Annotated in this window: 1 pseudogene; it reads right to left on the bottom strand. The window is 55.6% G+C overall.

The window, feature by feature from the left end:
* Positions 1-311 (bottom strand): annotated as a pseudogene (locus SB753_RS36025) (hypothetical protein); the annotation flags it as partial.

The raw sequence follows: 311 nt of genomic DNA, 5'->3' as shown, positions 1-311 counted from the left end.
GTACCAGCCATGCAGTTCGATCGGAACCTTAGGCGATTTTTTCACGTCAGGAATGTGATATCGACGGCCAAGCTTGTGAACGTCATACCAGACTGACAGCGCCGGAAAGGCGTGAGGTGCATAGTGGTGCATCGACAGCATGAAGTCGATGGCGACGAGTTGGCGTGGCGTGACCATCTCAAAGCGTACGCTACACAGTTCACGGTTCGCCGGTGTATCAGGTACCCGCCCGCTTGCCAGATCCTCGTCCATCTGTTCGGCACGCTCGATCTCAAGTGCGTCGAGTGTGCAGAGGTACTTCAGAAGCTCGA

Origin of the sequence: Paraburkholderia sp. SIMBA_053 (assembly GCF_046534895.1) — a bacterium.
Classification (GTDB): domain Bacteria; phylum Pseudomonadota; class Gammaproteobacteria; order Burkholderiales; family Burkholderiaceae; genus Paraburkholderia; species Paraburkholderia caledonica.
Note: the sequence above shows the minus strand (reverse complement) of the source record. Positions and strands in the feature narration are given on the sequence as shown.